The 26,673-nt window shown below is 73.5% G+C and carries 23 protein-coding genes and 2 pseudogenes; 19 read left to right on the top strand and 6 right to left on the bottom strand.

Annotated elements, in window-relative coordinates; translation table 11 throughout:
• Window positions 1–99 precede the first annotated feature (99 nt).
• The gene (nrfD, locus tag FE374_RS15640; RefSeq protein ID WP_139930105.1) at window positions 100–1,050 is read left to right on the top strand and encodes an NrfD/PsrC family molybdoenzyme membrane anchor subunit; all 951 of its coding nucleotides are present in this window, start codon (window positions 100–102) and stop codon (window positions 1,048–1,050) included.
• Between the two features lie 101 nt (window positions 1,051–1,151).
• On the opposite strand, the gene fdhA is transcribed toward nrfD, so the two are convergent.
• Window positions 1,152–2,372, bottom strand: coding sequence for a formaldehyde dehydrogenase, glutathione-independent (gene fdhA, locus FE374_RS15635; RefSeq protein ID WP_139930104.1), 1,221 nt, complete (start codon window positions 2,370–2,372; stop codon window positions 1,152–1,154).
• A gap of 233 nt (window positions 2,373–2,605) precedes the next feature.
• On the opposite strand from fdhA, the gene truA reads away from it, so the two are divergent.
• Window positions 2,606–3,505 (top strand): tRNA pseudouridine(38-40) synthase TruA, encoded by a 900-nt coding sequence (gene truA, locus FE374_RS15630; protein ID WP_139930103.1) that lies wholly within the window; start codon window positions 2,606–2,608, stop codon window positions 3,503–3,505.
• Window positions 3,506–3,584: 79 nt separating this feature from the next.
• Here the strand turns inward: truA and FE374_RS20430 are convergent.
• The 3 genes and pseudogenes from FE374_RS20430 to FE374_RS15615 form a co-directional block, all read right to left on the bottom strand.
• A pseudogene (locus FE374_RS20430) lies at window positions 3,585–4,945 on the bottom strand (HNH endonuclease).
• A gap of 321 nt (window positions 4,946–5,266) precedes the next feature.
• Window positions 5,267–6,103, bottom strand: a complete 837-nt coding sequence (fdhD, locus tag FE374_RS15620; RefSeq protein WP_139930102.1) for a formate dehydrogenase accessory sulfurtransferase FdhD — start codon at window positions 6,101–6,103, stop codon at window positions 5,267–5,269.
• A gap of 60 nt (window positions 6,104–6,163) precedes the next feature.
• Window positions 6,164–6,700: a hypothetical protein gene (locus tag FE374_RS15615; RefSeq protein ID WP_139930101.1), complete on the bottom strand. Its 537-nt coding sequence runs from the start codon at window positions 6,698–6,700 to the stop codon at window positions 6,164–6,166.
• Between the two features lie 117 nt (window positions 6,701–6,817).
• Between FE374_RS15615 and FE374_RS15610 the strand changes: the two genes are divergently transcribed.
• From FE374_RS15610 to FE374_RS15590, 5 genes are all read left to right on the top strand, one after another.
• Window positions 6,818–8,497, top strand: a complete 1,680-nt coding sequence (locus FE374_RS15610; protein ID WP_139930100.1) for an ABC-F family ATP-binding cassette domain-containing protein — start codon at window positions 6,818–6,820, stop codon at window positions 8,495–8,497.
• A gap of 322 nt (window positions 8,498–8,819) precedes the next feature.
• Window positions 8,820–9,263 carry a 50S ribosomal protein L13 gene (rplM, locus tag FE374_RS15605; RefSeq protein WP_139930099.1) on the top strand — a complete coding sequence of 148 codons (444 nt, stop codon included), beginning with the start codon at window positions 8,820–8,822 and terminating at the stop codon, window positions 9,261–9,263.
• A gap of 44 nt (window positions 9,264–9,307) precedes the next feature.
• Window positions 9,308–9,799, top strand: coding sequence for a 30S ribosomal protein S9 (rpsI, locus tag FE374_RS15600; RefSeq protein WP_139930098.1), 492 nt, complete (start codon window positions 9,308–9,310; stop codon window positions 9,797–9,799).
• A gap of 471 nt (window positions 9,800–10,270) precedes the next feature.
• Window positions 10,271–11,620, top strand: coding sequence for a phosphoglucosamine mutase (gene glmM, locus FE374_RS15595; protein ID WP_139930097.1), 1,350 nt, complete (start codon window positions 10,271–10,273; stop codon window positions 11,618–11,620).
• A gap of 130 nt (window positions 11,621–11,750) precedes the next feature.
• Window positions 11,751–12,554: a DedA family protein gene (locus FE374_RS15590; RefSeq protein ID WP_139930096.1), complete on the top strand. Its 804-nt coding sequence runs from the start codon at window positions 11,751–11,753 to the stop codon at window positions 12,552–12,554.
• Window positions 12,555–12,620: 66 nt separating this feature from the next.
• Here FE374_RS15590 and coaA read toward each other — a convergent pair whose 3' ends face one another.
• Window positions 12,621–13,580, bottom strand: coding sequence for a type I pantothenate kinase (coaA, locus tag FE374_RS15585; protein ID WP_139930095.1), 960 nt, complete (start codon window positions 13,578–13,580; stop codon window positions 12,621–12,623).
• 218 nt (window positions 13,581–13,798) lie between these two features.
• Between coaA and glmS the strand changes: the two genes are divergently transcribed.
• The 9 genes and pseudogenes from glmS (at window position 13,799) to FE374_RS15540 (ending at window position 22,723) form a co-directional block, all read left to right on the top strand.
• Window positions 13,799–15,649, top strand: coding sequence for a glutamine--fructose-6-phosphate transaminase (isomerizing) (gene glmS / locus FE374_RS15580; protein ID WP_139930094.1), 1,851 nt, complete (start codon window positions 13,799–13,801; stop codon window positions 15,647–15,649).
• A gap of 58 nt (window positions 15,650–15,707) precedes the next feature.
• Window positions 15,708–16,058, top strand: a complete 351-nt coding sequence (locus tag FE374_RS15575) for a holo-ACP synthase (RefSeq protein ID WP_139930093.1) — start codon at window positions 15,708–15,710, stop codon at window positions 16,056–16,058.
• 220 nt (window positions 16,059–16,278) lie between these two features.
• A complete protein-coding gene (locus FE374_RS15570) occupies window positions 16,279–17,910 on the top strand; it encodes an NAD(P)H-hydrate epimerase (RefSeq protein ID WP_139930092.1) in 1,632 nt (543 codons plus the stop codon).
• A 62-nt stretch (window positions 17,911–17,972) separates the two neighbouring features.
• On the top strand, window positions 17,973–19,190 hold the full coding sequence (gene alr, locus FE374_RS15565) for an alanine racemase (RefSeq protein WP_230978344.1): 1,218 nt from the start codon (window positions 17,973–17,975) through the stop codon (window positions 19,188–19,190).
• Window positions 19,187–19,710 (top strand): annotated as a pseudogene (gene tsaE, locus FE374_RS15560) (tRNA (adenosine(37)-N6)-threonylcarbamoyltransferase complex ATPase subunit type 1 TsaE). Before alr ends, tsaE begins: the two are co-directional and overlap by 4 nt.
• Window positions 19,707–20,612 carry a hypothetical protein gene (locus FE374_RS15555; RefSeq protein WP_139930091.1) on the top strand — a complete coding sequence of 302 codons (906 nt, stop codon included), beginning with the start codon at window positions 19,707–19,709 and terminating at the stop codon, window positions 20,610–20,612. Before tsaE ends, FE374_RS15555 begins: the two are co-directional and overlap by 4 nt.
• Window positions 20,613–20,667: 55 nt before the next feature.
• Entirely contained in the window at window positions 20,668–21,351 is a 684-nt protein-coding gene (gene tsaB, locus FE374_RS15550; protein ID WP_139930090.1) for a tRNA (adenosine(37)-N6)-threonylcarbamoyltransferase complex dimerization subunit type 1 TsaB, read from the top strand.
• Window positions 21,351–21,869: a ribosomal protein S18-alanine N-acetyltransferase gene (gene rimI / locus FE374_RS15545; protein WP_139930089.1), complete on the top strand. Its 519-nt coding sequence runs from the start codon at window positions 21,351–21,353 to the stop codon at window positions 21,867–21,869. Before tsaB ends, rimI begins: the two co-directional genes overlap by 1 nt.
• Entirely contained in the window at window positions 21,869–22,723 is an 855-nt protein-coding gene (locus FE374_RS15540) for a sulfurtransferase (protein ID WP_139930088.1), read from the top strand. Before rimI ends, FE374_RS15540 begins: the two co-directional genes overlap by 1 nt.
• 75 nt (window positions 22,724–22,798) lie before the next feature.
• Here FE374_RS15540 and FE374_RS15535 read toward each other — a convergent pair whose 3' ends face one another.
• Window positions 22,799–22,993, bottom strand: coding sequence for a hypothetical protein (locus FE374_RS15535; RefSeq protein ID WP_139930087.1), 195 nt, complete (start codon window positions 22,991–22,993; stop codon window positions 22,799–22,801).
• A 162-nt stretch (window positions 22,994–23,155) separates the two neighbouring features.
• Between FE374_RS15535 and FE374_RS15530 the strand changes: the two genes are divergently transcribed.
• The 3 genes from FE374_RS15530 to FE374_RS15520 are packed head-to-tail and all read left to right on the top strand — an operon-like array spanning window position 23,156 to window position 26,596.
• Window positions 23,156–23,857, top strand: coding sequence for a succinate dehydrogenase cytochrome b subunit (locus tag FE374_RS15530; protein ID WP_139930086.1), 702 nt, complete (start codon window positions 23,156–23,158; stop codon window positions 23,855–23,857).
• A gap of 13 nt (window positions 23,858–23,870) precedes the next feature.
• Window positions 23,871–25,856 (top strand): fumarate reductase/succinate dehydrogenase flavoprotein subunit, encoded by a 1,986-nt coding sequence (locus tag FE374_RS15525; protein ID WP_139930085.1) that lies wholly within the window; start codon window positions 23,871–23,873, stop codon window positions 25,854–25,856.
• Window positions 25,853–26,596: a succinate dehydrogenase/fumarate reductase iron-sulfur subunit gene (locus tag FE374_RS15520; protein WP_139930084.1), complete on the top strand. Its 744-nt coding sequence runs from the start codon at window positions 25,853–25,855 to the stop codon at window positions 26,594–26,596. The genes FE374_RS15525 and FE374_RS15520 overlap by 4 nt, the downstream gene beginning before the upstream one ends.
• Window positions 26,597–26,673: the final 77 nt, after the last annotated feature.

The raw sequence follows: 26,673 nt of genomic DNA, 5'->3' as shown, positions 1-26,673 counted from the left end.
CGCGACGCGGGGCGAGACGGTGGCCGCGGTGGTCGAGACCGGGGCCGTCGCCGGGGCCGTAGTGGCGGTGGCCCTGGCGACCGTGGCGGCGAGCGCCCCATGGTGCCGCCCGCCGAGTTCACGTCCTACTACGGGCGGCCGATCGTCAAGCCCTCCCCGTGGGAGATCGACATCCCCGCCTACATGTTCGCCGGCGGGCTGGCGGCAGGCTCCTCGCTCCTCGCCGCCGGCGCCGACCTCACCGGCAGAGACGCGCTGCGCCGGTCGGGCCGGCTCGCGGCGCTCGCGGGCCTGAGCTTCAGCGTCGTGGCCCTCGTCCACGACCTCGGACGGCCCGCCCGCTTCCTCAACATGCTGCGCGTCGCGAAGCTGACCTCACCGATGTCGGTGGGCACGTGGATCCTCTCCGCCTATGGGCCGTTCGCCGGGGTCGCCGCCGCGGCGGAGGTCGCCGCCGTGCTCCCGGCCCGCTGGCGTCGTGGGCCGGTGCGGCTGCTGATGGCCCTGGGTCGCCCGGCCGGCCTGGTCGCGGCGGTGACGGCGCCGCCTGTCGCCGCGTACACGGCCGTCCTGCTGGCGGACACGGCGACGCCGTCCTGGCACGAGGCCTACCGGGAGCTGCCGTTCGTCTTCACCGCCTCCGCGGCCGCGGCGGCCGGTGGGCTGGGCATGGTGACCGCCCCCGCGGCCCAGGCGGGACCCGCGCGTCGCCTGGCGCTCGGCGGCGCGATCGTCGAGCAGCTGGCCGAGGCCCGCATGGAACGGTCGATGGGCATCACGGCCGAGCCGTTGCACCAGGGCCTCGCGGGCCGGCTGATGCGCGCCGCCCGGGTGCTCACCGTGGGCGGGGCGCTCGGTTCGCTGGTGGCGGGTCGCAGCCGCGTGGCGGCGGTCATCTCCGGGGCCGCGCTGGTCGCGGGCTCCGCGTGCACGCGCGTGGGCGTGTTCGAGGCCGGGCAGCAGTCGGCGAAGGACCCCCGTTACACCGTGGTGCCGCAGCGAGAGCGCCTGGAGCGCGGTGAGCGCGTGCGGTACGAAGGACCAAACTGACATCTCGCGGAGAAGATGACATCTCGCGGGGCACGTAGGGGGTGACGGCGGGGCCCGGCGCGGTGCACGCACGCCGGGCCCCGCCGTCGGGCATGAGGCGGTCAGGCCACCTTGATCATGTCGTTCGGGTTGAGCACGTACTTCTTCGCGGCGCCCTTGTCGAAGTCGGCGTAGCCCTGCGGGGCCTCCTCCAGCGGGATCGCCGTGGCGTTGACGTTCTTAGCGATCTGGACCTTGTCGTGCAGGATCGCCATCATCAGGCCGCGGTGGTACTTCATCACCGGGCACTGGCCGGTGGTGAAGCCGAGGGACTTCGACCAACCGAGGCCGAGCCGGATGGAGAGGTCGCCGTGCTGCGCGGCCTCGTCCACGCCGCCCGGGTCACCGGTGACGTACAGGCCTGGGATGCCCATCGCGCCGCCGGCTGCGGTGAGGTCCATGAGCGAGTTGAGCACCGTCGCCGGCTGCTCGGTCGCCGCATCCTTGCCGTGGCCGCGTGCCTCGAAGCCGACCGCGTCGACGGCGCAGTCCACCTCCGGGACGCGGAGGATCTGCTCGAGCTGTTCCTTCGGGTCGCCCTTGGACACGTCGACCGTCTCGCAGCCGAAGCTGCGGGCCTGCGCCAGACGCTCCTCATTGAGGTCGCCCACGATCACCACGGCCGCGCCGAGCAGCTGCGCAGCGGTGGCGGCAGCGAGCCCCACCGGGCCGGCACCGGCGATGTAGACCGTCGACCCCGTGGTCACCCCGGCGGTGTAGGCGCCGTGGTACCCGGTCGGGAAGATGTCGGAGAGCATGGTCAGGTCCAGGATCTTCTCCATGGCCTGGTCCTTGTCGGGGAACTTCAGCAGGTTCCAGTCGGCGTAGGGCACCAGCACGTACTGTGCCTGCCCCCCGACCCAGCCGCCCATGTCCACATACCCGTAGGCCGAGCCGGGCCGGTCGGGGTTGACGTTCAGGCAGATGCCGGTCTTGCGCTCCTTACAGTTGCGGCAGCGGCCGCAGGAGATGTTGAAGGGCACCGAGACGATGTCCCCCTCCTTGATGAACTCGACGCCGGGGCCGCACTCGACCACCTCGCCGGTGATCTCGTGCCCCAGGACGAGCCCCGTGGGCGCCGTCGTGCGGCCGCGGACCATGTGCTGGTCCGAGCCGCAGATGTTCGTGGCGACCGTCTTGAGGATCACCCCGTGGTCGACCTTGCGGCCGATGTTGGCCGGGTTGACCCCCGGCCCGTCCTTGAGCTCGAACGTGGGGTAATCGGTGTCGATCACCTCGACCTTGCCGGTCCCTGCGTAGCTGATTGCCTTGTTTCCACCCACAGCTGGGTCTCCTTCGTGTCTGACGTCGTCGTGCGGACTCGAAAGTGCGGCCGTGTCCTGCATCCGGCCGAGACGCGGCCGTGCCTCAGAAGCATCCGGCCGAACCCCCACCATGCCATGCGCCCTCGGGGGCCGGAAGGGGTGGTGCTCCGGACGGTTACCGTCGGCTCTGTGCCCCCGGAGGTTCCGATGGCGACCTCGGACGGCGTGGTGTCTCGCGTTAGCCTGCGTGCGTGAGCACCCCCGACACGGCCGATCTGCGGGTTCGCCTCGACCTGTCCTACGACGGCGCGGCGTTCGCCGGGTGGGCGGCGCAGCCTGGTTTGCGCACCGTGCAGGGGACGCTGGAGGAGGCGCTCGCCACGGTGCTGCGGCTGCCGTCGGTGCGGCTCACCGTGGCGGGCCGCACCGACGCGGGCGTCCACGCCCGGGGCCAGGTCGCGCACGTCGACGTCCCCGCGCGGGCGTGGGTAGCGGTCCCTGGTCGCAGCGACCGCACGCCTGGGGAGGCCCTCGTGGTCCGGCTCGCTGGTGTGCTGGGCCGCGGGGGGTCCCCGCGTGGGGCGAGCGACATCGTCGTGCACCGGGCGGTGGCGGCGCCGACGGGTTTCGACGCCCGGTTCGCCGCCGTCTGGCGGCGCTACGCCTACCGCATCGCCGACGACGTCGCGTGCCGGGATCCGTTGCGTCGCCATGATGTGGTGTGGCACGGCCGGGCGCTCGACGTCGCCGGCATGGACGCGGCGGCCCAGCACCTGCTCGGCGAGCACGACTTCGCCGCCTACTGCAAGCCTCGTGAGGGCGCGACGACGATTCGGACCCTGCTCGACCTGCGGTGGCGGAGGGGGCCCGCCGGCGAGCCGGACGCCGGTCTGGTCGTCGCCTCCGTGCGCGCCGACGCGTTCTGCCACTCCATGGTCCGTGCGCTCGTCGGGGCGTGCCTGGCGGTAGGCGAGGGACGCCGCCCGGTGGGGTGGCCCGCACAGGTGCTCGCCACCGGCCTGCGCGACGCCGCCGTGACGGTGGCGCCGGCGCACGGACTCACGCTCGAGGAGGTCGCATACCCGGCCGATCACGAGCTCACGGCCCGGGCGGTTCAGGCCCGCGCCCGGCGCGTGCTGCCTGCGCCCTGAAGCCGGGTCGCGAGCATTCCCGACCAGCGGCTGCGGCGACACGGAGGGTCCGCGCCCGCCTCCGCCGAGACCCGGGGTCTCAGGCTGCCCAGTATAGGTCGAGCAGGAGGCGTTCGATGGGGCTGTGGTTGGCGGCCGGGTTCGGTGCCTGGGGTGTGGGCGCGTGGTGGCCGGGTAGGGCGGGCGCGGCCGAGGTGTAGCGGTGGCCCGTCGGGGTGGTGGTCTGCACGAGGTGCCCGGGGTCGGGTCCGGCGCGTTGCTGTTCTGCCGGTCCGGCGCGTTGCTCGCCGGTGGTCAGGGGGTGGTCGCGCCAGCCGGGTGCTTGTTTGGCGTAGTTGCAGGCCTCGCAGGTGCCCTTGAGGTTCGCCGCGGTGGTGGGTCCGCCGTCGGCGTGGGCCACGACGTGGTCGTGGTGGCGGACCGGGGCGTCGCAGCACGGGGTGCGACAGCCCTGGTCGCGCAGGTCGATGAACCGCGCCAGCCCGGCCGGGACGCTGCGGCGCCGGGAGTCCAGCGCGACCAGCTGCCCGGTGCTCGGGGCGGTGAACAACCGCCGCAACCACACCAGGACCGGCTCATCCGCGGTGCCGGCGGCGCAGCCGGCGCCGTTGGTGCGCTCGTGGACCAGCAGGCGGGCCCACGCGGCGGGCACGGTGCCGTACCCGGGGATCGTGGCGGGTTCGTCGTCCCCGGCGAGCAGGGCCCGGTCGGTCATGACGACCTGGACCTCGACCGGCACGGCGGCGGCCACCGCCTGGCCGGTGACCCGCTCGACGAGGGTGTCGGCCATGATCTGCCCGCGGCTACGCGGGTCGCCCTGGGCGCGCAGGCTCTGCGCGACGCGGCTCTGCGCCGCGTAGACGCCCACGCCCTGGACCACCGGCAAGTCAGGTAGGTCATGGTGTCCGGCGCCGGGCGCAGGCTCACGTAGCGGTCGGCCTCGACCTGGCGCAGCCGTCCCACGGCCGCGGCCGCGTCGAGCCGGTAGGCCACCGCCTTGGCGCGGGCCACCAGCCGCCGGTCGCCCACCCCGTCCAGGGCGGCGGGGTCGGCGGCGACCTCGGCGTCGAACACGGCCCGGTCCGTCACGGACAGGCACGCGGACTCGCGCACCAGCAACGTCGCACGCCCCTCGCTCAGGACCCCGGCCGCCAGCGCGGCGAAGGTGTGCGGCATCTCCTCCACCAGCGCCTTGGCCAGACCCAGCAGCCGCCCCGCCCGGGCCGGGGACTCCCGCCTCGCCAACGCGATCTGGGCGCCGATGCCCCGGCCCCGGCGGGCGGCCGGCACACCGGCCGAGGCCTGGGCCTTGCGCTGAGAGGCCTCGAAGTCGACCGCGATCCGCGCCTGCGCCGCCGCCGCGGCGGCCTTGAGGTCCTCCAAGGCACGCAGCTGGTCCACCCGCTCGGCATCCGAGACATCCCGGTCCAGCCCCACCACCGCCGCCCGCCACCGGTCCACGTCCACCGCGGACACAGGCCGGCCCGGCACCCCAGCGCCGCCCGGCACCCCAGCGCCGCCCGGCGTGCCAGCGCCGCCCGGCACCACCACCACCGATCCCGCACCACCGCCCGTATCGAACATGTGTACGACACTAGCGACGACCACCGACATCCCACCTCACGCCTGTGCACACACCGCCGACCAGCGTCGACACCCCCGAACCCTGGTGCAAAACCGCACCGCCGCGGTGATGCGGCACCGCCAAGCCCGGCAACGCCGTCGGGAAGAGCAAGGCGCCGGCCAAGAAGAACTGACAGGTCAGGTCAGGATCCGGTGCTCGCCCGCGTAGACGTTGACGCTCGCGCCGCGGCTGAACCCGACCAGCGTGATGCCGCACTCCGCGGCGAGCTCGACGGCGAGCGCGGATGGTGCGCTCACCGCAGCCAGTGCGGGGATCCCGGCCATGTACGCCTTCTGCACGAGCTCGAAGGACGCCCGGCCGGACACCTGCAGGACGGTCCCGCTCAGCGGCAGGCTGCCCTCCCGCAGTGCCCAGCCGACCGTCTTGTCGACGGCGTTGTGGCGACCCACGTCCTCGCGCAGGCACGCGAGGTCCGCGCGCCCGTCCGCGGTGACCGCGAACAAGCCGGCCGCGTGCACGCCGCCCGTGCTGTCGAAGACCTGCTGGCCCTGGCGCAGCCGCTCGGTCAGCGCGAGGAGCTCCGGAAGCCTGATGCGCAGGCCGTCCCCGTCGGGCGGGAAGCGGGAGGCGCGCGTCACCGCCTCGATGGAGGCGGTCCCGCAGATGCCGCACGAGCTGGAGGTGTAGACGTGTCGGCTCAACGAGGGGTCGGGCGGCGCGACTCCGGCTGCCAGCCGCACCTCGACCAAGTTGTAGCTGCGGGAGCCGTCGGGCTCCACGCCGGCGCCGTACGCGATGGACACGATCTGCCCGGCGTGCCACACCAGACCCTCGGAGACCAGGAAACCGGCCACCAGGTCGAAGTCTGCGCCGGGCGTGCGCATGGTGATGCTGTACGGCACGCCGGCCACGCGGATCTCGAGCGGCTCCTCGCCCGCGAGGGTGTCCGCGCGGGCGCGGCGACCGCCGTCGGCGTCGAGCCGCACCACCGGGCGTCGCTTGGTTGCTCGCACGGCCGCACCTCCTCGTGGTGCGGTGCAGTCTACGGGCGCCTCGGGTGCGGCGACCCCGGTCTAGAGGCGGTCCTCACCGGCGATGACGTCCTCGCCGTCGGGCTCGATCGTGCCGCCCTCGTCGACGGCGATGCCCTGGTCCTCAAGGTGCATGGCCTGTTCCTCGGGTGCGAGGTTGCCGGTTCGCGCGGCGGTCGCGGCGAACACGTCCTGCTCCTCACCTGGACGGTCGGAGGGGTCGTCGTCGTCCGGCGCGGCCACGAGGGTCCCGACGGCGGACTCCTCACCGGTCGGCTCCTCACCGTTGATCCCCGTGCCCGCCTGGTCGCTCGCGTCGGCGGGCGGCTGTTCCTCCCACACCTCCGGCTCCTCGCGGGCGAGCCGGTCGTCCCATGTCTCGCCCTCGCGCTGTCCCGACTCGGTCAGGTCGAGTGACGCCAAAGGGTCGGTGTCCGGGGCGGTCAGGCCGTCGTCGAGGACGTCCTCGCTGTCCGTCGTCAGCAGCGCGTCCTCCTTGTTGGGCTGCCACGACTCGTCGCTGAGGAACTGGTCGTCGCCGGGAGAGTCCTGGGGCAGGTTGGGAACATCGGTACTCATACGGCCAGCCTGCCACCGGTCTGCCGGCCTCGCACCGGCGGACGGCGGGCTCGCACGGACGGACAGCCGGCCCCAATCCGTTGGACCACCGCGCACCCCGTGCGCGATCCTGACGCGGTGGCACACCTGGACCTGGCCGGCATCGGCTACGACCTGCCGGACGGTCGCGGACTCCTCGCCGACGTCTCGCTCCGCGCGGGTGAGGGCGACCGGGTGGCGCTGATCGGCCCGAACGGCGCCGGCAAGACCACCCTCGTGCGCATCGCCACCGGTCAGCTGGAGCCCCACCGCGGCACCGTCAGCCGCAGCGGCACGCTCGCCGTCATGGACCAGCTCGTCGGTCGCACGGCCGACGACCGCACCGTGCGTGACCTCCTCGTCGCCCACGCGCCCGACCGGCTGCGTGAGGTGGCCCACCGGCTCGAGGCCGCGGAGCTGGCGATGATGACCGACGACGACGAGCCCGCCCAGCTCGCGTACGCCCAGGCGCTGGCCGACTGGGCCGAGGTGGACGGCTACGCCGCCGAGGCCGAGTGGGACGAGATCACCATGGAGGTGCTCGCCCAGCCGTTCGACCGCGCTCAATGGCGCGCGGTGCGCACCCTCTCCGGCGGCGAGGCCAAGCGGCTGGCGCTCACGGCCCTGCTGCGCGGCCCCGCCGGGCTGCTTGTCCTGGACGAACCGGACAACTCCCTCGACGTGCCCACCAAGCGCTGGCTCGAGGACCAGCTGCGCGCCACCACCAAGGGCGTCCTCTTCGTCAGCCACGACCGCGAGCTCCTCGCCCGCACGGCCACGCACGTCGCCGCCCTCGAGCCCGGCCCCGCCGGCGCCACGTCCTGGGTGCACGGCGGCTCCTTCGCCACGTTCCCCGCCGCGCGGGCCGAGCGGATGAGCCGGCTGGAGGAGCTGCGGCGCCGCTGGGACGAGGAGCACGCCAAGCTGCGCCAGCTGGTGGTCATGTACCGGCAGAAGGCGGCCTACAACTCCGACATGGCCGCCCGGCTGCAGGCGGCCCGCACCCGCCTCGCCCGCTTCGAGGCGGCGGGCCCACCGGAGGTGGTCGTCGCCGCCCAGCACGTCACCATGCGCCTGCGCGGCGGACGCACCGGCAAACGGGCGATCGTCTGCACCGCTCTCGAGCTGCCCGGGCTGACCACGCCGTTCGACCTGGAGGTGTGGTTCGGCGAGCGCGTGGCCGTGCTCGGTGCGAACGGCACGGGCAAGTCGCACCTGCTCAGGCTGCTCGCGCGGGGCGGCTCGGACCCCGGGCCGGAACACCTTCCCGCCGACGGTCAGCCCGTCGCGGACGTCCCGCACACCGGCGAGGCCCGGCTCGGGGCGCGTGTGCGGCCCGGGTGGTTCGCTCAGGGGCAGCTGCGCGCGGACCTCACCGGCCGGACCCTGCTCGAGGTGCTCCACCGCGGTGCGGGGACGCGGGCCGGCATGGGGCGCGAGCAGGCCGGCCGCGCGCTGGACCGCTACGAGCTCGCCCACGCCGCCGAACAGCGGGTGGAGACTCTCTCCGGCGGGCAGCAGGCGAGGTTCCAGATCCTTTTGCTCGAGCTCTCCGGGGCGACGCTCCTCCTGCTCGACGAGCCCACCGACAACCTCGACCTGCACTCAGCCGAGGCCCTCGAGGCGGGCCTGGACGCGTTCGAGGGCACCGTGGTGGCGGTCACCCACGACCGGTGGTTCACCCGTGGCTTCGATCGCTTCCTCCAGGTCCGCGCGGACGGCACGGTCGTGGAGACCTCGGAGCCGGTGTGGGAGGACGACGGCGTCCGCCGTCGTTGAGCGGTCCGCCTGCGTTGGTCTGGGGTGCTTGATGTCCGGCGCCGCGGGGCCTCATGACGCACATTCCACCCGGGCTCCCGGCGCGGCGTGGCCGGGTTTCGTGGCGGGCCTCACGCAGGTCGAGTGGGTGAGATGTTTTGACCGCGTCGCTCGCGTCGGAGTACCCTGGGACGTCGTTGTGCATCCCCATGCGCTCCCGGTGCTCCCACTCGCCGGCGTAGCCGCCCGGATGCGCGCAGCGAGCACCAATTTGACCATGGGTCTCAGCGCCGCCATAGCTGTACCCGACGACAAGAACGCTGAAGAAACGAAGGCTACGCCCGTGCGCACGTACACACCGAAGCCCGGCGACGTCACGAAGAACTGGTACGTCATTGACGCTACCGACGTCGTCCTCGGCCGACTGGCGACCCAGGTCGCCACCCTGCTCCGTGGGAAGCACAAGCCGACCTTCGCCCCGCACGTGGACAACGGCGACTTCGTCATCGTGATCAACGCTGACAAGATCGCCCTGACCGGTAGCAAGCGTGAGAAGAAGCTTGCGTACCGCCACTCCGGTTTCCCGGGCGGGCTGAAGGCCACCACCTACGCCGAGCTCCTCGAGAAGAAGCCGGAGCGCGCCGTGGAGAAGGCCGTTCGCGGCATGATCCCGAAGACGACCCTCGGCCGCGCCCAGCTCAGCAAGCTGAAGGTCTACCGCGGTGCGGAGCACCCGCACAGCGCGCAGAAGCCGCAGACCTTCGAGATCACCCAGGTAGCCCAGTAGGCCTCGCGCCACGGGCACCGCAGGAAAAGGACTGAAGGAGAACTGTGGCTGAGACCACTTCGGACATCGAGCTGGGCGACGAGAACGCCCCCAGCACCTACACCACCGAGAGCTCTGCTCCCGCTGGCGGTCTGGGCCAGTCCCTGACCGCTCCGGGCCAGGCGCTCGGTCGCCGCAAGGAGGCAGTCGCCCGCGTGCGGCTCGTCCCCGGCACCGGTCAGTGGAAGGTCAACGGGCGCACGCTCGAGGACTACTTCCCCAACAAGCTCCACCAGCAGCTGGTGCGCTCGCCGTTCACGCTGCTCGACATCGACGGCCGCTTCGACGTCATCGCCCGTATCCACGGCGGTGGCACCTCCGGCCAGGCCGGTGCGCTGCGCATGGGCATCTCCCGCGCGCTGAACGAGATCGACCGCGACTCCAACCGCCCGGCGCTGAAGAAGGCCGGCTTCCTCACGCGTGACGACCGTTCGGTCGAGCGCAAGAAGGCTGGTCTCAAGAAGGCCCGTAAGGCCCCGCAGTACTCGAAGCGCTGATCTGCGCTTTGCGCCGAGGCCCCGCCACGCAGCTGCGTGGCGGGGCCTTCGCGTGTGCGGGGCAACCCGGGCCGGCCTGGTCGAGCGGGCGTCCGGGGCTCATGCGCCGCTGCTGCACATCGACCGAGGGTCGCCGGGCCGAGCGACCGTGGCGGGCCACACTCGCTCGACCCGAGGACCCTCGGTCGACGCGAACACCCGTGCCCGGCGCGCCCTGCGCCACGTGCCGCGGCACGCGCGCACGGTGGGGAAGCGTGCTCGCACTGCCGGGCTGCGCGTCGTGAGATGGCACCATGGACCCGGTCGCCCAACGGCCGGCGCTCCGCCGTCCGCGGTGGCACCGCGGTGAAGGTACGACGGCGGGCCACCGGTGGGCATCGGCGGCCCTGCACGCACCGACTCCCCGCACGAACAGAAACCTGCACCCACCGACTCCCGCACGCACAGACTCAGGAACCCTTCGGAGGACACATGGCACGGCTCTTCGGCACCGACGGCGTGCGTGGGCTCGCCAACCGCGACGTCAGCGCCGAGCTGGCCCTGAACCTGGGCGCCGCCGCCGCCAGGGTGCTGACCACCTCCGGTGAGATCACCGGGCGCCGGCCCCGCGCCGTCATCGGCCGCGACACCCGGATCTCTGGGGAGTTCCTCTCCTCCGCCGTCGCCGCCGGGCTGGCGAGCGCCGGCGTGGACGTCACCCAGGTCGGCGTGCTCCCGACCCCGGGCGTCGCCCACCTGACCGCGAGTACCGACGTCGACCTCGGTGTGGTCATCTCCGCCTCGCACAACCCCATGCCGGACAACGGCATCAAGTTCTTCGCGCGTGGCGGTTTCAAGCTCGAGGACGCCATCGAGGACGAGATCGAGTCCCGCATGGCGACCGAGTGGGAGCGGCCGGTCGGCGGCGATGTCGGCCGCATCACCGTGGAGTCCGCCCTGGCCGACCGCAACTACATCGACCACCTGGTCGCCGCCGCCGGGACCCACCTGAAGGGCGTGCGCATCGCCATCGACTGTGCCAACGGCGCGGCCAGCGACATCGCCCCGCTCGCCCTGCGGGAGGCGGGCGCGGACGTGGTGGTCGTCAACGCCTCGCCCGACGGGCGCAACATCAACAAGGACTGCGGCTCCACCCACCCCGAGCAGCTCCAGGCGGTCACGGTGGCGTCCGGGGCCGCGTTCGGGGTGGCCTACGACGGCGACGCCGACCGGTGCCTCGCCGTCGACCACACCGGGCGCCTGGTCGACGGCGACCAGATCATGGGGGTGCTGGCCACCGCGATGAAGGAGGCCGGCACGCTCGCCGGGGACACGCTCGTGGTGACCGTCATGAGCAACCTCGGCCTGCTGCTCGCCATGAAGGCGGCCGGTATCGCCACGGTGCAGGCCGGGGTGGGGGACCGGTACGTGCTCGAGGCCATGCGCGCGGGCGGCCACACCCTCGGCGGTGAGCAGTCCGGGCACATCATCAACGCCGAGCACGCCACCACCGGGGACGGCATCCTGACGTCCCTGCTCCTGGCGGCCCGCGTGGTCGAGACCGGCCGGACGCTCGCCGACCTCGCGTCGGTCGTCACCCGGCTGCCGCAGGTCCTGGTCAACGTGCCGGGGGTGGACAAGGCCCGGGCGAGCGAGGACGCCGGCCTGACCGCCGCCGTCGCCGCCGTCGAGGCCGAGCTCGGCGAGACCGGCCGGGTGCTGCTGCGCCCCTCCGGCACCGAGCCGCTGGTCCGGGTGATGGTCGAGGCGGCCACCCAGGAGGAGGCCGACGCCGCAGCGCACCGGCTCGCGGGCGTGGTACGCGAGCGCCTCTCCCTCTGACGCGTCTCAGGGAAACCTCGGGGGTGACCCGGGTGCCGCGCCGGCCGTGCGGTGAACTACCGTTGGTGACCAGCGCCACCGCGGCGCCGGTGCCCCGTCGGGCGCCCCCGAAATCCCCCAGGAGCCAGGCGTGACCGAGGCCATGCTCGCCGTCGAGGAGGTCGTCCTCGGCCTCGCCGGCTCGCCCTGGATCCTCCTCGCGGTCGTCGTCCTGGCCACCATCGACGGGTTCTTCCCGCCGGTGCCGAGCGAGTCGGTCATCATCGCCGTCGCCGTGCTCACCGTCGCCGGCGGCGGGCCGAGCCTGTGGTTCCTGATCCTCGCCGGGGCCGTCGGGGCGTTCTGCGGCGACCTGATCGCGTACACCATCGGTACGAAGGTGCCGATCGACCGGCTCCGGATCTTCGCCTCGCCTCGCGGGCAGTCCATGCTGCGCTGGGCCAAGCGGGCACTTGCGCGGCGCGGCACGGTGTTCATCCTCTCGGCGCGCTTCGTCCCGATCGGCCGGGTCGCCGTGAACATGACCGCGGGCGCGGTCGGCTTCCCCCGCCGCCGCTTCGTGATCATCGTGGCCATCGCCGCCGTCGTCTGGGCGTCCTACTCGACCCTGCTCGGCATGAGCGCCGGGGTGTTCCTGCACGACCATCCCCTCGTGGCGGTGGCCATCGGGGTGGCCGGCGGGGTGTTCATCGGGTTCGGCGTCGACATGCTTCTCGGCCTGGTGCAGCGCCGCTGGTTCCCGTCGTTGCCCACACCGGAGGAGCTGCTCGAGGACGAGGCCACCACGCCAGGGCCGGACGGCGGGACGCGCCGCACCGAGCAGCGTCCCTCCCCGCACGCCCCTGGCACGCCCCCGCGGATCGAGCCCCGGGCAGAGGACGGCTGGGAGCTGCGCGGCGACGGCGGTGAGCCGGCTCCAGCACCCGGCGCCTGAGCCCTGCTGGCCGCGGGCCTCAGAGGTGCCGGGCCCGCCGCTCCAGCGGCGCTTGGCCTGCCCGCTTCAGAGCTTGCGCAGCCGCATCCGGTGCATGCTGTGGTCCGACGACTTCGTCAGCACCAGCGTCGCCCGGCCCCGCGTGGGCAGGATGTTGTTGGCCAGGTTCGGCGCGTTGATCGCGTCCCAGATGGACTGCGCCTTGGCGACGGCGTCGTCGTCGTCGAGGTCGGCGTACTTGCGGAAGTAGGAGTCCGGCTGCGAGAACGCCGTCCGCCGCAGCTTGAGGAACCGGTCGACGTACCAGCGGTTGACGTCCGCGGTCCGGGCGTCGACGTAGATCGAGAAGTCGAAGAAGTCGCTCACCGCCAGCGACGACCGGCCGGTCGCCGTCGCCCGCGCCGGCTGGAGCACGTTGAGCCCCTCGACGATGAGCACGTCCGGGCGGTGCACCACCTGCTGACGGTCCTCGACGATGTCGTAGGTGACGTGGTCGTACAGCGGCGCCGCGACCTCCGCCGCCCCGGCCTTGACCTCCGCGACGAACCGCAGCAGCGCCCGCCGGTCGTAGGACTCGGGAAAGCCCTTGCGCTCGAGCAGCCCGCGCCGCTCCAGCTCGGCGTTGGGGTAGAGGAACCCGTCGGTGGTGATGAGCTCCACCTTCGGGGTCTGCGGCCAGCGACGCAGCAGCTCCCTGAGCAGCCGCGCGGTCGAGGACTTCCCGACCGCCACCGAGCCGGCCACCCCGATGACGTAGGGCGTGCGGGTGGCCCGCTCGCCGAGGAACGTCGACGTCGCCTGGTGCAGCGCCCGCGTGGCGGCGGCGTAGAGCTGCAGCAGCCCGGACAGCGGGCGGTAGACCACGTCCACCTCGGCCAGGTCGAGCGGGTCGCCCAGCCCGCGCAGGTTCACCACGTCCGCATCCGTCAGCGGCAGCGGGGTGGACGAGGCCAGCCGGCTCCAGGAGTCCCGGTCGAACTCGACGAACGGGGAGGCGGCGACGGCGGCGCGTGGGTGGGCGGGCACGGGGTCAGTGTGGCGTAAGCCCTCGCCCACGCGCGCAGACGGTCCGGGCGCCGGTCCGGCGTTCGACGCTGATCGCAGAACGAATAGGACGAGATGGCTGGTGTGGCAGCCATCTGGACCTATTCGTTGTCGGAGCCGGCTTGTGCACCCGTCTGGGCCAGGCCGCCCGTGACGCGCGTCATCAAGACGGGACCGGCGCGGCAGTTATCCTGGCGCGCATGTGTGGAATCGTCGGGTACGTGGGGCCGCTGGCACCCAGCAACCGTCCGCTGCAGGTGACCCTCGAGGGTCTCGCCCGCCTGGAGTACCGCGGGTACGACTCCGCCGGCGTCGCCCTGGTCACCCCGGACGGCCTGACCTCCGCGAAGAAGGCCGGCAAGCTCGCCAACCTCCGCGAGGAGCTGGCGGAGCGGCCGCTGCCCGACGCGACCGTCGCCATCGGGCACACCCGGTGGGCCACCCACGGCGCCCCCACGGACGCCAACGCCCACCCGCACCTGAGCGCGGACGGCCGCCTCGCCGTCATCCACAACGGCATCATCGAGAACTTCCAGGCCCTCAAGGCCGAGCTCGACGGCACCGCCTTCACGTCCGAGACAGACACCGAGGTTGTCGCCCACCTCCTCGGCCGGGCCTACGAGGAGACCGGCGACCTCACCGCCGCCATGCTCGCGGTCACCCCCCGCCTCGAGGGCGCCTACACCCTGCTCGCCGTCCACGCCGACGAGCCGGCCACCGTCGTCGGCGCCCGGCGCAACTCCCCGCTGGTCATCGGCCTGGGCGACGGCGAGAACTTCCTGGGCTCCGACGTCGCCGCCTTCATCTCCCACACCAAGGAAGCCCTGGAGATGGGGCAGGACCAGGTCGTCACCATCACCGCCGACGACGTCCGCGTCGTCGACGCCGACGGCAACCCCGCCGAGGGGCGCCGCTTCACCGTGGACTGGGACGCCAGCGCCGCGGTCAAGGGCGGGTTTCCCACGTTCATGGCCAAGGAGATCCACGACCAGCCCAAGGCGGTCGCCGACACCCTCCTGGGCCGCACGGACGGGCACGGCAACCTCATCCTCGACGAGCTGCGCATCGACGAGTCGATCCTGCGCAGCGTCGACAAGATCATCGTGGTCGCCTGCGGGACCGCCGCCTACGCCGGGCACGTGGCGAAATACGCCATCGAGCACTGGTGCCGCATCCCCGTCGAGGTCGAGCTGGCGCACGAGTTCCGCTACCGCGACCCGGTGGTGAGCGAGAAGACCCTCGTCGTGGCCATCTCCCAGTCCGGGGAGACCATGGACACGATCATGGCCGTGCGCCACGCCCGTGAGCAGGGCGCCAAAGTGCTCGCCGTCGTCAACACCCACGGCTCGACCATCCCGCGCGAGTCCGACGCGGTGCTCTACACCCACGCCGGCCCGGAGGTCGCCGTCGCCTCCACGAAGGCGTTCCTCGCCCAGATCACCGCCTGCTACCTGCTCGGCCTGTACCTGGCCCAGCTGCGTGGCAACAAGTACCCCGACGAGGTCGCCGGCTACCTCGACGAGCTCGCCCAGATGCCGGCGAAGATCCAGCAGGTCATCGACAACGAGGACCAGATCCGCGAGGTGGCACGGGCGATGAAGGACACCACCTCGGTGCTCTTCCTCGGCCGGCACGTGGGCTACCCGGTGGCCTTGGAGGGCGCGCTGAAGCTCAAGGAGCTCGCCTACATCCACGCCGAGGGCTTCGCCGCGGGCGAGCTCAAGCACGGTCCCATCGCGCTGGTCGAGGAGGGTCAGGCGGTCTTCTTCATCGTCCCCACCCCGCGGCGGCCGCTGCTGCACAACAAGGTCATCTCCAACATCCAGGAGGTGCGCGCCCGCGGCGCCCGCACACTGGTCATCGCGGAGGAGGGCGACGACGCGGTGAACGAGTTCGCCGAGGTCATCTTCCGGGTGCCGCGCACCCCGACGCTGATGATGCCGCTGGTTACCGTGGTACCGCTGCAGATCTTCGCGTGCGAGCTCGCCGGCGCGAAGGGCCTGGACGTGGACCAGCCGCGTAACCTCGCCAAGTCCGTCACGGTCGAGTGAGCCGCCCGGCACCGGTCCGGGCCCGGCGATCCGGGGCGGCACGATCCAAGGCCCAGCGATGATCATCTCGGTCGGTATCGACGTGTGCGACGTCGCCCGGTTCATCGCCGAGCTCGACCGCGTGCCGCGCCTGCGGGAGAAGCTCTTCACCCCGGAGGAGCGCGACCTGCCCGACGCCTCCCTCGCCGCCCGGTTCGCCGCCAAGGAGGCCATCGCCAAGGCGCTGGGCGCCCCCGCGGGGATGCGCTGGCACGACTGCACCGTGCACCGGGTCGCGGGCGGGCCCCCCGTGGTGGAGATCCGCGGGACCGTCGCGGCCCGCGCCGCCGAGCTGGGCATCACCCGGTGGCACCTGACCATCTCCCACGACGCCGGCATCGCCTCGGCCATGGTGGTCGCGGAAGGCTGAGCCACCCGTTTCGCCGCGAGATGTCATCTTCTCGGCCAGATGTCATGGCGGAGGTGGTGGCGCGCGAGGCAAAAGCCCTGGTCGCTCAGCTGTGCGGCCGGAGCCGACCGGACAATGCGGCGCGATCGGACCGCCACCTCCTCGAGAAGGCAAAACTCGCCAGCGAGCCCGGCGCGCGAGATGACGCTCGGCTGCGCCCTGGCCCGGGCACCATGGGCACATGATCCGCGCACACACCGCCGCCGACGTCCGGACGGCCGAGGAGCCTCTCCTCGCCGCCGGTGAACCCCTCATGGCCCGAGCCGCCTTCGCGCTCACCACCCACGTGGCCGCCGAGCTGCGCGAGCGCGGTCACCGCATTCCCGGTTCGGTGATCCTGCTCCTGGTCGGCGGCGGCAACAACGGCGGGGACGCGCTGTTCGCCGGCAGCCACCTGGCCCGGCGCGGCTGCCAGGTGCACGCCGCGGTGCTCGCCGAGCACCCGCACGCCGCCGGGCTCGCGGCCGCCCGCGCCGCCGGGGTCCGGGTGCACGAGCTCGCCGGTGCGCCGGAACTGAACGACGCCGTCACCGCGTTGGCCCGCCGGGCCGGCGTCTGGGTCGACGCGCTCACCGGCATCGGCGCCCGGGCGCCGCTCCGCGAGCCGCTGGCCGGCGTCGTCACCGCGCTCGCCGCCGAGCGGGCGGCGTCCCCGGACGAGCCCGTGGTCGTAGCGGTCGACGTGCCCAGCGGCATCGGCGTCGATGACGGCGCCCTGCCCGGTCCCGTGCTCCCCGCCGACGTCACCGTCACCATGGGCGCCGCCAAGCCCGGGCTCCTGCTGCCCCCGGCCGCGGCGCTCGCGGGGCGCGTGGAGGTGGTCGACGTGGGGCTGGAGGCCCTCGCCGGCCAGGCGCCCGCCGTGTGCCGGCTGTCCGCGACGGACGTGGCCGACCTGTGGCCGCTGCCCGGCCCGGCGGACCACAAGTACACCCGCGGCGTCCTCGGCGTGGTGGCCGGGTCGCAGGCCTACCCCGGCGCCGCGGTGCTCGCCGTCGCCGGGGCCGTTCGCACCGGGCTGGGCATGGTGCGCTACCACGGCCCGGAGGTCCCGACGTCGCTGGTGCACGCCCGCCACCCCGAGGTGGTCACGACGCCCGGCCGGGTGCAGGCCTGGACCATCGGCTGTGGCATCGACCCCGACGACGCCGCCCGCGCCCAGGAGATGGAGAAGGCGTTCACCGCGGGGCTGGCCGCCCGCGTGCCCGTCGTCCTCGACGCCGGCGGGCTCAGCCTCGTCCACGACGACGCCCACGCCGACCTGCCGGCCACGGTGGTGCTGACCCCGCACGCCGGCGAGCTCGCCCTGCTGCTGACCGCACGCGGCGAGGAGACCACCCGGGCGGCCGTCGACGCCGCCCCGGCGCGCCACGCCCGCCTGGCGGCCGAGGTCACCGGCGCCACCGTGCTGCTCAAGGGCCCTACGACCGTCGTCGCCGCCCCCGACGGGCCCCTCTACGCACAGGCCGACGCCACACCCTGGCTGGCGACCGCCGGGGCCGGGGACGTGCTCGCAGGCGTCCTCGGCGCGCTGCTCGCGGGGTACGGGGAGGCGCTCGCCGTCGACGCCGAGGGCCGGCTGGCCGGCGTCCCCGCCTCGCTCGCCGCGGCCGCGGCGTACGTGCACGGACGCGCGGCCCGGCTCGCCGCCGGCCAGGGCACCGCCCTCCCGAGACGTGTCAACTTCTCGGTGAGACGTCCATCTCGCCGCGAAGATGACATCTCACGGCACGGGGCGGCGCCGGGTGGGCCGATCAGCGCCCTCGACGTCGCCGCGGCGCTGCCGGCCGCCGTCGCCGGGCTGCTGCGCTGAGCCGGGCTCCCGCCCAGCCTCGCTGCGCAGAGACACCCCGCACGGATGAAAGACTGGGGGACGTGACTTCGTCCGAGACGTTGCCGCTCACCGCGGCCGAGACCGCGGCCACGCACCCGGCGCGCGCCGTCGTCGACCTCGACGCCATCGCGGCCAACGTGGGCCTGCTGCGTGCCGCTGCCCCGGGCGCCGCGACGATGGTCGTGGTGAAGGCCGACGCCTACGGGCACGGGCTGCTGCCGGTGGCGCGCGCGGCACTGGCCGGCGGGGCCGCCTGGCTCGGGGTGGCGCAGCTCACCGAGGCGCTCGAGCTGCGCGCTGGTCTGGACCGGACCCCCTCCGCGGGCCGCCCGCCGATCCTCAGCTGGATCTTCCCGCCGGGAGCGCCGCTGGGCCGTGCCCTCGAGGCTGGCATCGACCTGTCCGCCTCCGCACCGTGGGCGGTCCACGAGATCGCCGCCGCCGCCCGGACCACCGGCCGCACCGCCCGAGTCCACCTCAAGGTCGACACCGGCATGGGTCGTGGCGGCGCCCGCCCGGAGGCCTTCGCAGAGCTCGTTGCCGCCGCCATGGCCGCCCGGGCCGAGGGCACTGTGGACGTCGTCGGCGTCTGGTCCCACCTGGCCTGTGCCGACGAGCCGGCGAACCCGGCCACCGCCCGTCAGGTGGAGGTGTTCTCCGCGGCCCTGGCGCAGGCGGAGCGGGCCGGGCTGCGCCCGCAGCTACGGCACCTGGCCGCCTCGGCCGGCACCCTGTTCCACCCGGCCACCCACTTCGACCTCGTGCGTCCCGGGATCGCCGTCTACGGACTGTCCCCGGCGCCCGAGGTCGCCACCTCCGCGGCGCTCGGCCTGCGCCCGGCCATGACGCTGGAGGCCCGGCTCACCGTGGTCAAGGCCGCACCGGCCGGCACCCCGCTCTCCTACGGGCACACCGCCGTCACCACCGCCGACACCCACCTGGGCGTGGTGCCGCTGGGCTACGGCGACGGCATCCCGCGCGCCGCCTCCGGGGCGGGCCCGCTCGCCGTCGCCGGCCGGCGCTACCACGTGGCCGGGCGGGTGTGCATGGACCAGGTGGTCGTCGACCTGGGCCCGGAGAGCGGCGACGTCGCCGTCGGGGACACCGCGGTCCTGTTCGGTGACGGCGGCGACGGCGGCCCCACCGCCGACGACTGGGCGCGCGCCGTCGGCACCATCAACTACGAGATCGTCACCCGCCTCGGGTGCCGAGTGCCCCGCGTGCACGTCGGTGCGGCGGGGACGTGGGAGGACGCATGACCGACGTGACCGTCACCGTCCCGGACGCCGCCGCCACCCGGGCGCTCGGGGAGGCCCTGGCCGGCGTGCTGCGCGCCGGGGACCTGGTGCTGCTGAGCGGTTCGCTCGGGGCGGGCAAGACCACGCTGACCCAGGGCATCGGCGCCGGGCTGGGCGTGCGCGGCCAGGTGGCGTCGCCGACCTTCATCATCGCCCGGGTGCATTCCGCCCTGGGCGGGGGCCGGACCTGGTGCACGTCGACGCCTACCGGCTGGGGTCGTTCGAGGAGGTGGACGCCCTCGACCTGGACACCTCGCTGGAGGACTCCGTCACGGTGGTCGAGTGGGGCGAGGGCAAGGTGGAGGCGCTCGCGGAGGACCGCCTCGAGGTGGAGGTGCGCCGCCCGCGCGGCGGCGGGAACGGCGCGGCGGGACCGGAGGACCTGGCCGGGGCGAGCCCGCGCGAGGTGCGCGTCACCGCCGTCGGCGCCCGGTGGGCCGAGGCAGACCTCGCCGGCGTGCTGGCGCCATGGCACCTGTGAGCGGACGAGCCACTGCAGGGCGGCTTGCGGCTGCGGGGCGGCTTGTTCCCACTCCCGCCGGCCCGGCCGCTCCCGCACTGACCGTCGTGCTGGCGCTGCTCGGCGCGCTCGTGATCCTGCTCCTAGGGCCGACGCCCGCCCACCCCGTCAGCGAACCTGGGCCCACGCCCCAGCCGCTGCCCATCGGGCCGGGAGTGCCGCCCGCCGTCGCAGACTGGTTCGCGCTCGAGGGACCCGACGCCGTCGTCACCCAGGGCGCCGGTCAGCTGGCCGGGCTCACCGTGCAGCAGCGTGCCGACGTCGAGATCGGCGCCGTGCGCACGGTCATGGTCTGGACACCGGGCCTGATCGAGCGCGCCGACCTCACCCCCGCGGCAGAGCCCAAGACGAACCCCGCCGAGTGGGCGGCCCCCCTCGTGCTCGACGACACCGCCGTCGGCGTCCTCTTCGCCGACGAGCCCGACGACGGCGCCGACCCGACCGCACAGATCACCGGCGCGGCCGAGCTGGCGGAGGCGATGCGTGGACTGGACCTCGCCGACCCGCTGATCCACGACGTGCCGCTCGACGGCTGGTTCACGGTGACCGACGGCGAGGTGCGCCCCCTCGACCCCGTCGCCCGCGAGAACCTCGCCGGCGCCGCACCGCTCGAGGTCTACCAGCAGTTCATCAAACAGCGCGCGGACCAGACCCCCGGCTCGGCCGAGCCGGGCTCCGGCGCCCCGGAACCGGCACCGCAGGGCGGCCCCGAGCCGTTCGTCTGGGTGGCCGTGGCGGTGGCCGTGGTGCTGGTCTGGGTCGGGATCGTCGTGTGGCTGCGCCGCCCCGAGGAAGGCAGCCGCGCCGAGCAGCCGCCGGGCCGAAGCGCCCGCCACCGGCCCGGGCGCGGCGCCCGGCGCTGACGCACGGGCCGGGGCCCCGCGCTACCGTCCCGGCCGCGCGCACTACCCTGGCCAGGTGCGGATCCTGTGCCTCGACACCTCCAGCGGCAGCGCCGTCGCGCTCACGGACGCCCCGGCCGAGGGGCCGGTCACCGTCCTGGGCGCCGCGCACAGCCCCGACCCGCGGCGGCACGCGGAGTCCCTCGCGCCCATGACCGCGGAGCTCCTGCCTGCGGGAAGCGAGCTCGACGCCGTCGCCGTCGGCACCGGCCCCGCACCGTTCACCGGCCTGCGGGTGGGCCTGATCACGGCCGCGGCGCTCGGGCGGGCCCGCGGCGTCGAGGTCCACGGGGTCTGCTCGCTCGACGTCCTCGCCCGCCAGGCCCTCGACCTGCGCCCCGACGCCGAGGTGCTGGTCGCCACCGATGCCCGGCGCAAGGAGGTCTACTGGGCCCGCTACCGCGCCCGCGGCGCCGACGACGTCGAGCGGCTCACGGGCCCCGAGGTCGGACCCGCCGCCCGTGCCGCCGAGGACGCGAGCGGGGCGCTGGTCGTCGGTGCGGGAGCCGAGCTGTACTCCGAACAGCTCCCGCCCACCCCCGGGCTGCCCACCCGCCTCGACCCGGCCGTCCTGGCCCGACTCGTACGCGCCCGGCTCGCCGGGCGCGTGGCGGGGGAGCGGGTCGAGCTGGGCACCGAGCCGCGCTACCTGCGCCGCCCCGACGTCCACGTCGCGGCCGCGCCCAAGCGCGCCACCTGATGACGGCCCCGACGCCGGAGCCCGACGCGGTCCGGTTGCGCCCGTTGACGACGGCCGACCTGGGCCGGGTACTCGAGCTCGAGCCCCAGCTCTTCGGCGCCGGCGCCTGGAGCCGCGGCACCTACATCGAGGAGCTCGCCGCCGCCGGACGCACCTACGTGGCCGCGGTGATCGAGGCCGACGGCGCCGAGCGGCTCGTGGGCTACGCCGGCGTGGCGGCGGGCGAGGAGGCGCAGGTGATGACCGTGGGCGTCGCGGCCGGGTACCGGCGGCGCGGCATCGGCACGCGACTGCTCGACGCGCTCGTGCGCACCGCCGCCGAGGAGGGGGCGCGCTCGATGCTCCTCGAGGTGCGCGCCTCCGACGAGGGTGCGCAGGCGCTGTACGCCCGAGCCGGTTTCGTACCGATCGGCCGGCGCCGGAACTACTACCTCGCCGAGCGGGAGGACGCGGTGGTCATGCGCAAGGTGCTGCGCCGCGGCCCGGGGCCGGTCGGCAACGAGCTCGGGGAGGACTGATGGAGCGCAGCGACGTGCTCGTGACCGCGCGGGCGCTTGCCGCCGAGGTCGACGGCCCCCGGGCGCCCGCGCTGCTGGACGTGCGCTGGGCGCTGGGCGCGCCGGACGGGCGCGCGGCGTACCGGGCCGGACACCTGCCCCGTGCGGTGTACGTGGACCTGGAGTCCGAGCTGGCGGCGCCGCCGTCCGCCGCCGCCGGCCGGCACCCGCTGCCTGACCCTGTCGACCTGCAGGCCGCCGCCCGCCGCTGGGGGCTGCATGCGGGGGACCAGGTGGTGGCCTACGACGACGTCGGCGGCACCTCCGCGGCGCGCGCCTGGTGGCTGCTGCGCTGGGCGGGCCTGCAGGTGCGCCTGCTCGACGGCGGCCTGGCCGCCTGGCGCCGCGCCGGGCTGCCGCTGGAGGAGGGGGAGGCGGCACCGGAACCGGGCGACGTCGTCCTGCCGATCGTCGCGACCGGCCGGGCCGGGATGCCGACGGCAGCGGCCCGCGACGCGGCGGCCTGGCCCGCCACCGGGGTGCTGCTCGACGCCCGCGCAGCAGAGCGCTACCGCGGCGAGGTGGAACCGGTGGACCCCCGCGCCGGGCACATCCCCGGGGCCCGGAGCGCGCCGACCACCGACAACCTCGGACCCGACGTCACGTTCCGCCCGGCGGCCGAGCTGCGGGAGCGGTTCGCCTCACTCGGTGCGGACGGGACCAGCCCGGTTGCCGTCTACTGCGGCTCGGGAGTCACCGCCGCGCACGAGGTGGCCGCGCTGGCCAGCGTGGGCGTCACGGCCACCCTCTACGCGGGCTCGTGGTCGCAGTGGTGCGGCGACCCGGCCCGGCCGGCAGCGACGGGCTCGGACTGACGGCGGTCGACGAACGCTAGCCGTGCCGTTGAGCGGGCCCGTCATCGGGGAGATGTCAGGCGCCAAGGCGTCACCTCAGCGAACGTTTGTCACCTGAGCGAACTGAAGTCGACGCGCGCGGGCGCTGGGCGTGCGGGGTCCGCCGGGTCGGGTGCGCGCGACGACACGCGCGCGCACCGGCTCCGGGGTGAAGGTGTTGGTCGCGCGGGCGCCGTCGAAGAGGACGGCGAGGGCGGTTTCGTCGAGCAGGCGCGCGGCGACGAAGGGCATCGGTCTTTGGGTCACGGTTCGCTGAGACGGACGATCGCGCCTGAGACGTCCCGAAACTCGGTGTGAGACTGAACACGTCGGTGGCCGGTATGCGAACGAAAAGCCGGACAGATGCCCGGACGGTGGCGCTGCTGTGACCTAGAACTCGCTACCATCAGGACCATGGTCACGACCACAGCGCCGACGAGGCCGCGCCGCGCCCGGAACACCACTGTCGCCCTCAAGGTGACGATGGCTGTGACCGGGGTGCTCTTCGTGCTCTTCGTCCTTCTGCACATGTACGGCAACCTCAAGGCGTTCTCCGGCCAGGAGGCCTTCGACGGCTACGCGGCCGGTCTCCGCACGCTGCTGTACCCCTACCTCCCCCACGAGGGCTTCCTGTGGATCCAGCGTGCGGTCCTCGTGATCGCCCTGGTGGTCCACGTGGCGGCGGCCGCCACGCTCTGGCGGCGGGCGCGGGGGGCGCGGCACACCCGCTACGTCATGCACAAGCGGCAGGTGCAGACCTACGCCTCGCGGACGATGCGGTGGGGCGGCCTCATCATCCTGGCGTTCGTGATCTTCCACCTGCTGCAGTTCACGACGCTGACCATCAACGTGGGCGGGACGTTCGACAGCCCCTACCAGCGCCTCGTCGAGGCCTTCCAGCCCGAGCACTGGTACGTCTACCTCGCCTACCTGGTCGCGATCCTGGCGCTGACCATGCACGTGCGGCACGGTGTGTGGAGCGGCCTGCAGACCCTCGGAGCGTCCAACCGGCGCCGCCAGCGGGCCATCAACCTCGCTGCCTACGCGGTCGCCGCGGTCCTCCTGGTCGGGTTCATGGCGCCTCCCACCGCCATCCTGCTCGGCTTCGTGAACTGAGAACGGAACAGACATGACGTCAACCATCGAGACGACGAGCGACCTCCTCCAGGGCCTGTACCGCGAGGGGGCGCCGGTCGCCGACACCAAGGCTCCCGGCGTGCCGCTGCGGGACCGCTGGGAGCAGCGCAAGTTCGCCGCCCGCCTGGTCAACCCGGCCAACCGCCGCAAGATGCACATCATCATCGTGGGCACCGGCCTGGCCGGGGCGTCGGCGGCCGCCACGCTGGGCGAGGCCGGTTACAACGTCTCCGCGTTCTTCTACCAGGACTCCCCGCGCCGAGCGCACTCGATCGCCGCCCAGGGCGGCATCAACGCGGCGAAGAACTACAAGAACGACAACGACTCCGTCTACCGGCTCTTCTACGACACGGTCAAGGGCGGGGACTACCGCTCGCGCGAGTCCAACGTCTACCGCCTGGCCGAGGTCAGCGCGAACATCATCGACCAGGCCGTGGCGCAGGGTGTGCCGTTCGCCCGTGAGTACGGCGGCCTGCTCGACAACCGCTCCTTCGGCGGGGTGCAGGTCTCCCGCACCTTCTACGCCCGCGGCCAGACCGGGCAGCAGCTCCTGCTCGGCGCCTACCAGGCGCTCGAGCGCCAGGTGGCCGCCGGCACGGTCACCACCTACTCGCGGCACGAGATGCTCGAGCTCGTCGTCGTCGACGGCCGCGCGCGCGGCATCATCGTCCGCGACATGGTCACCGGCGCGATCGAGACGCACCTGGCCGACGTCGTCGTCCTCGGCACGGGTGGGTACGGCAACGTGTTCTACCTCTCGACCAACGCCATGGGCTCCAACGTCACGGCCACGTGGCGCGCGCACCGCAAGGGCGCCTTCTTCGGCAACCCCTGCTACACGCAGATCCACCCCACCTGCATCCCGGTGGCCGGCGACTACCAGTCCAAGCTCACCCTCATGAGCGAGTCGCTGCGCAACGACGGGCGCATCTGGGTGCCCAAGAAGAAGGGCGACGACCGCGACCCGCGGCAGATCCCCGAGGACGAGCGCGACTACTACCTCGAGCGCAAGTACCCCGCCTTCGGCAACCTCGTGCCCCGCGACATCGCCTCGCGGGCGGCCAAGCAGGTGTGCGACGAGGGCTACGGCGTGGGCCCGAAGGTCGAGGGCGTCTCCCGCGGCGTCTACCTCGACTTCGCGGAGGCCATCGCGCGCCTGGGCCGGGCGGCCGTCTCCGCCAAGTACGGCAACCTCTTCGACATGTACGAGCGCATCACCGGGGAGAACCCGTACGACGTGCCGATGCGCATCTACCCTGCCGTGCACTACACGATGGGCGGGCTGTGGGTCGACTACGACCTGCAGTCCTCCATCCCCGGCCTCTTCGTGACGGGGGAGGCGAACTTCTCCGACCACGGCGCCAACCGGCTGGGCGCGTCGGCGCTGATGCAGGGTCTCTCGGACGGCTACTTCGTGCTGCCGAACACCATCAACGACTACCTGGCCGACGCGCCGTTCGAGAAGATCGCCTCGGACCACCCGGCCGTCGTCGAGGCGGTGGCGTCGGTGCGTGGACGCATCAACCACCTCCTCACCACCAACGGCACCCGGTCGGTGGACTCCTTCCACCGCGAGCTGGGCCAGATCATGTGGGAGTACTGCGGCATGGAGCGCAGCGAGGAGGGCCTGAGGTTCGCCATCGGGCGCATCCGGGAGCTGCGTGAGGAGTTCTGGCGCGACGTCAAGGTCCTCGGCACCAACGAGGAGCTCAACCAGGCCCTCGAGCGCGCCGGCCGCGTGGCCGACTTCATCGAGCTCGGTGAGCTCATGTGCATCGACGCGCTGCACCGCCGCGAGTCCTGCGGCGGCCACTTCCGCGCGGAGTCCCAGACGGAGGACGGCGAGGCGCTGCGCCACGACGACGAGTTCGCCTACGTGGCCGCATGGGAGTACGCCGGCGCCGACGGCGCCCCCGTGCTCCACAAGGAAGCCCTGGTCTACGAGAACATCGAGCTGAAGCTGCGGAGCTACAAGTGAAGATCACCCTCAACGTCATGCGCCAGGCCGGCCCGAGCGCCGAGCCCCGCCTGGTCGCCTACGACCTGGTCGGCATCTCCGAGGAGATGTCGTTCCTGGAGATGCTCGACGTGCTCAACGAGGAGCTCACGGAGCGCGGCGAGGACCCGGTGGCCTTCGACTCCGACTGCCGCGAGGGTATCTGCGGCATGTGCGGCATTATGGTCAACGGCAACGCGCACGGCCCGGAGCGCACCACCACGTGCCAGCTGCACATGCGCTCGTTCAAGGACGGCGACAAGATCACCCTCGAGCCGTGGCGTTCCACCGCGTTCCCGGTGATCAAGGACCTGGTCGTGGACCGCTCCTCCTTCGACCGCATCATCGACGCCGGCGGCTACATCTCGGTGAACACGGGCGCCGCGCCCGACGCGCACGCCGCGCCGGTGAACAAGCGCGATGCCGACCGCGCCTTCGAGGCGGCCGCCTGCATCGGCTGCGGCGCCTGCGTGGCGGCCTGCCCGAACGCCTCCGCGATGCTCTTCACCGCCGCCAAGGTGACCCACCTCGGGCTGCTGCCCCAGGGCCAGCCCGAGCGCGACGCCCGCGTGGTGAACATGCTGGCTCAGCACGACGCCGAGGGCTTCGGAGGCTGCACCAACATCGGCGAGTGCGCCGCGGTGTGCCCCAAGGAGATCCCGCTCGACGTCATCTCCACGCTCAACGGCGACCTGCAGCGCGCGCTGGTGCACGGCCGCTGACCCGCACCCCAACATCCCGCGAGATGTCATCTTCTCCGTGAGATGTCATCGGTGGGCCTCACCCGGTCGGGTGGGGC

Origin of the sequence: Georgenia yuyongxinii (assembly GCF_006352065.1) — a bacterium.
GTDB lineage: Bacteria > Actinomycetota > Actinomycetes > Actinomycetales > Actinomycetaceae > Georgenia > Georgenia yuyongxinii.
This window is presented reverse-complemented; position numbering and strand designations above follow the sequence as displayed.